This is a genomic window from Actinokineospora sp. (genome assembly GCF_050699995.1).
Lineage (GTDB): Bacteria > Actinomycetota > Actinomycetes > Mycobacteriales > Pseudonocardiaceae > Actinokineospora.
Genome location: NZ_JBOHGC010000178.1, coordinates 1 through 4214 on the forward strand (window position 1 = coordinate 1; position 4214 = coordinate 4214).

The 4214-nt window shown below is 67.6% G+C and carries 4 protein-coding genes and 1 pseudogene; all 5 read right to left on the reverse strand.

Annotated features, from left to right (window positions below; genetic code table 11):
• Positions 1 to 112 precede the first annotated feature (112 nt).
• Positions 113 to 853, reverse strand: a complete 741-nt coding sequence (locus tag ACRDSQ_RS09855; RefSeq protein WP_431420542.1) for a class I SAM-dependent methyltransferase — start codon at positions 851 to 853, stop codon at positions 113 to 115.
• A 133-nt stretch (positions 854 to 986) separates the two neighbouring features.
• Positions 987 to 1829 carry a phosphatidate cytidylyltransferase gene (locus ACRDSQ_RS09860; protein WP_431420543.1) on the reverse strand — a complete coding sequence of 281 codons (843 nt, stop codon included), beginning with the start codon at positions 1827 to 1829 and terminating at the stop codon, positions 987 to 989.
• An 81-nt stretch (positions 1830 to 1910) separates the two neighbouring features.
• Complete coding sequence (gene frr / locus ACRDSQ_RS09865) at positions 1911 to 2468, reverse strand: ribosome recycling factor (protein ID WP_431420544.1); 558 nt, start codon at positions 2466 to 2468, stop codon at positions 1911 to 1913.
• Positions 2469 to 2502: 34 nt separating this feature from the next.
• A complete protein-coding gene (pyrH, locus tag ACRDSQ_RS09870; protein ID WP_431420545.1) occupies positions 2503 to 3228 on the reverse strand; it encodes a UMP kinase in 726 nt (241 codons plus the stop codon).
• An 87-nt stretch (positions 3229 to 3315) separates the two neighbouring features.
• Positions 3316 to 4131 (reverse strand): annotated as a pseudogene (gene tsf, locus ACRDSQ_RS09875) (translation elongation factor Ts).
• Positions 4132 to 4214: the final 83 nt, after the last annotated feature.

Here is a 4214-nt window from a genome sequence, read left to right on the forward strand (position 1 = left end):
GCAGATGAAAGACCTCCCGATCAGCCGCAACGCCTGGCACGCCGACTGGAACTACACCCTTCACCCACGATCCGACACGCCCGACCCGCACTGACTTGATTCACTACGTGCCCTAAGCGAGGATCAGGCCGGTGGGCTTACGCCGGATCAGCACTCGGTAGCCCACCGTGAACTCGAGTCCCGGCACCTCCGCGAGCGCGCGCGCCGCCACGGCCGCCGAGAACTCGATCCGCAGGACCGCCGCCATGCTCTCCCGGTCGGCGAAGCGCCACACCGTGGACACCCGGTGGCGGTCGAACCCTTTGAGGTCGAAGAACTTGTCGACCTCCGCCGGATCGTATTCCGGCAGGTCAGCCCGCATCCACCGGCCGTACGGCGGGCACGCCGCGTCCAAGTCGACGATCACCAGCGTGCCGCCAGGCCGCAGCACGCGGTCGGCCTCATGAATGCCCGGGTCGCAGCCGGGGCCGAAGAAGTACGCCGTTCTGGCGTGCACCACATCGAAGGTCGCGTCGCCGACCGGCAGATCCTGCGCCGACCCCGGCGCCACCGCGATCCCCGGCATGTTCGCGACGCGCGCGCGGGCCCGCTCGACCAGCGGTCGGTGGGGCTCGACGCCGAGCACCGACCGGGCCTTCGACGCGAACCGCGGCAGGTGGAAGCCGTCGCCGCAGCCGACGTCAAGAATGTCGCCGGACCAGTCGCACAGGTCGCCGAGGAGTTGCCACAGCGCACCCTCGGCGTCCTGTGCGCGGTTCTCGGTCTCGTAGACCTCCGGCCAATGCCAGATGTTGGGGCTCGGCACGATCTCCGACGCGCGCCACCGCGCCACCGCCCGGGAAACCATGCTCATGTCGACCAGGAAACCACAGAACCGACCTGGACGTTCCGGCATCCAAGGGGACCGTGACGGCGGCCGACCACGGAAATCGCCCAGCCGCAGATTCCGCGGTGGTGACCAAATGTCAAAATTCCGGGGAGGCGGACTAGACGAACAGGCGAAGCAACAACCAGGAGACCACCGCTGACGGAAGCAGTGAATCCATGCGGTCCATCAGACCGCCGTGGCCGGGCAGCAGCGTGCCCATGTCCTTCACGCCAAGGTCGCGCTTGATCACCGATTCCACCAGGTCGCCCAGGGTGGCGGTGGCGACGATGGCAGCGCCGAACAGCACGCCCTGCCAGATCTCGCCGCCCAGCATGTAGTGGACGGTGAGCGCACCCGCGACGACACCGGCGACCACCGAACCGCAGAAGCCCTCCCAGGACTTCTTCGGGCTGATCACCGGTGCCATCGGGTGCTTGCCGAACAGCACACCGGCGATGTACCCGCCGGTGTCGGAGCTGACCACCAGGATCATGAAGCAGAGCACACGGGCCGCGCCGTCGGCGGGGACCACGAGCATCGCGGCGAAAGCGGCGAACAGCGGCACGTAGGCCGCGGTGAAGACCGACGCGCTCGCGTCACGCAGGTAGCCCTCGACACCACCGCGCAACCGCCACAGCAGACACGCCAGGATCGTCACCACGAACCCGGTGAGCAGGCCGTCGCGACCGAACGGCCACGACAGCCACACCATCGCCTGGCCACCGACCAGCACCGGCCACAGCGCCACGTTGATCCCCGCGCCGCGCCGGAGCGCGCCCACGAGTTCCCACGTCGCCACGGCGACCGCGATCGCCACGATCCCGATGAACACGTGCCGAACCGTGAGCAGGGCCAACAGCACAGCCCCGCCCAGCACCACTCCGACGCCGATCGCCGCGGGCAGGTTGCGGCCCGCGCGCGAGACGTTCGGCGCGGGCAGATCCGCGCTTCCGGCTGTCACCGGGTGGTCCCTAGATTCATGCTCCAGCTCCCCGACGGGCCCGGCCACCATCTCCGCGTACTCCTTGCCTACCGTTCGAGGTCAGACCTCGAGCAGTTCGGCTTCCTTGTGCTTGACGATCTCGTCGACCTGGTGGACGTACTTGTCGGTCAGGTTCTGCAGTTCCTTCTCGGCGCGGACAACATCATCCTCACCCGACTCGCCGTCCTTCACCAGCCGGTCGAGCTCTTCCTTGGCCTTGCGGCGGACGCTGCGGATCGAGATCTTGGCGTCCTCACCCTTGGTCTTGGCGACCTTCACCATCTCCTTGCGGCGCTCCTCGGAGAGCTGCGGGATGACGATGCGGATGATGCTGCCGTCGTTACTCGGGTTGACGCCCAGGTCGGAGTCCCGGATCGCCTTCTCGATGGCGTTGAGCTGGGTGGCGTCGTACGGCTTGACGACCGCCATCCGCGCCTCGGGGACCGCGACGCTCGCCAGCTGGTTGAGCGGGGTCATGGAGCCGTAGTACTCGACGTGGATGCGAGAGAACATCGACGGCGACGCGCGACCGGTGCGGACGGAGTTCATGTCCTCCTTGGCCACCGACACGGCCTTTTCCATCTTCTCCTCCGCGTCGAGGAGAGTCTCGTCGATCAAGGGGGCGCTCCTTAAATGCAGTGGGTAACGCTGTTCACTTCGCGGGCGTACTGACCAGCGTGCCGATCCTCTCACCACGCACCGCGCGGCCGATGTTCCCCTCCGTCAGAAGGTTGAACACGATGATCGGCATGTTGTTGTCCATGCAAAGGCTGAACGCGGTCGCGTCGGCGACCTTGAGTCCACGCTCCAGCACCTCGCGGTGGGTGATGTCGGTGAACATCTTCGCGTTCGGGTCGAGCTTCGGGTCCGCGTCATAGACACCGTCGACGGCCTTGGCCATCAGCACCACGTCGCAGCCGATCTCCAGCGCGCGCTGCGCGGCGGCGGTGTCGGTGGAGAAGTAGGGCATGCCGACCCCGCAGCCGAAGATGACCACGCGGCCCTTCTCCAGGTGCCGCTCGGCGCGGCGCGGGATGTAGGGCTCGGCGACCTGGCCCATGGTGATGGCCGTCTGGACGCGGGTGTCGATGCCTTCCTTCTCCAGGAAGTCCTGCAGGGCGAGGCAGTTCATGACGGTGCCCAGCATCGCCATGTAGTCGGCCCGGTCGCGGTCCATCCCGCGCTGGCTCAGCTCCGCGCCGCGGAAGAAGTTGCCACCGCCGATGACGATCGAGGTCTGCACGCCGCCGCGGACGACGTCGGCGATCTGCCTGGCCACCGCGTAGACGACGTCCGGGTCGACACCGACCTCGCCGCCGCCGAACATCTCGCCGCCCAGCTTGAGCAGGACTCGGCGGAAGCTGCCGTTCTGAGTCACGTAAGACCCCTCCTCGTGACTATGCCCCGCCCTCGGTGAGTACCGGGGACGGGGCATAACCCTAGTCACTATGTTGCTTAGCGCAGGTCAGGCCTGGCCGACCTCGAAGCGCGCGAAGCGGCTGACGGTCACGCCCGCCTCGTCGAGGATGGCCTTGACCGACTTCTTGGAGTCGACGACCGAGGACTGCTCGGTCAGCACAGCGTCCTTGAAGAAGCCGTTGACCCGGCCTTCGACGATCTTCGGCAGCGCGGCCTCGGGCTTGCCCTCTTCGCGGGCGGTCTCCTCGGCGATGCGGCGCTCGGTCGCGACGACATCGGCGGGCACCTCGTCACGGGTGACGTAGCGCGGCTTCATCGCGGCGATCTGCATGGCGACCTAGCGGGCCACCTCTTCACCGTCGCCGGAGTACTCGACCAGCACACCCACGGCCGGCGGCAGGTCGGAGGCGCGGCGGTGCAGGTAGGTGGTCGCGGGACCGTCGAAGACGACCACGCGGCGCAGTTCGAGCTTCTCGCCGATCTTGGCCGAAAGGTTGTGCACGGCGTCGCCCACGGTGCCGCCTTCGAGCTCGGCGGCCTTGAGGGTGTCGACATCGGTGGCCTTGCTGTCCCGCGCGACGGCGACGATCTTGTTCGCCAGCGCCTGGAACTCCTCGTTCTTGGCGACGAAGTCGGTCTCGCAGTTCAGCTCGACCATGACACCGCCGTCGGCTGCGACGAGGCCCTGGGCGGTGGCGCGCTCGGCGCGCTTGCCCACGTCCTTGGCGCCCTTGATGCGCAGGATCTCAACGGCCTTCTCGAAGTCGCCGTCGGTCTCGGTCAGCGCCTTCTTGCAGTCCATCATTCCGGCGCCGGTGAGGTCCCGGAGCTTCTTGACGTCGGCCGCGGTGAAGTTCGACATCGTGCGTTTTCCGTCCTTCTTCGGTTACGCGCGTTCGCTTGGTTTGTGGCGCGGTGGCCGCCCCGGACCGTGTGGTCCAGGGC

What these genes read in the sequence shown, in the direction of transcription:
- ACRDSQ_RS09855 (WP_431420542.1), bottom strand. Translation starts at nt 853, where the DNA reads ATGAGCATGGTTTCCCGGGCGGTGGCGCGGTGGCGCGCGTCGGAGATC.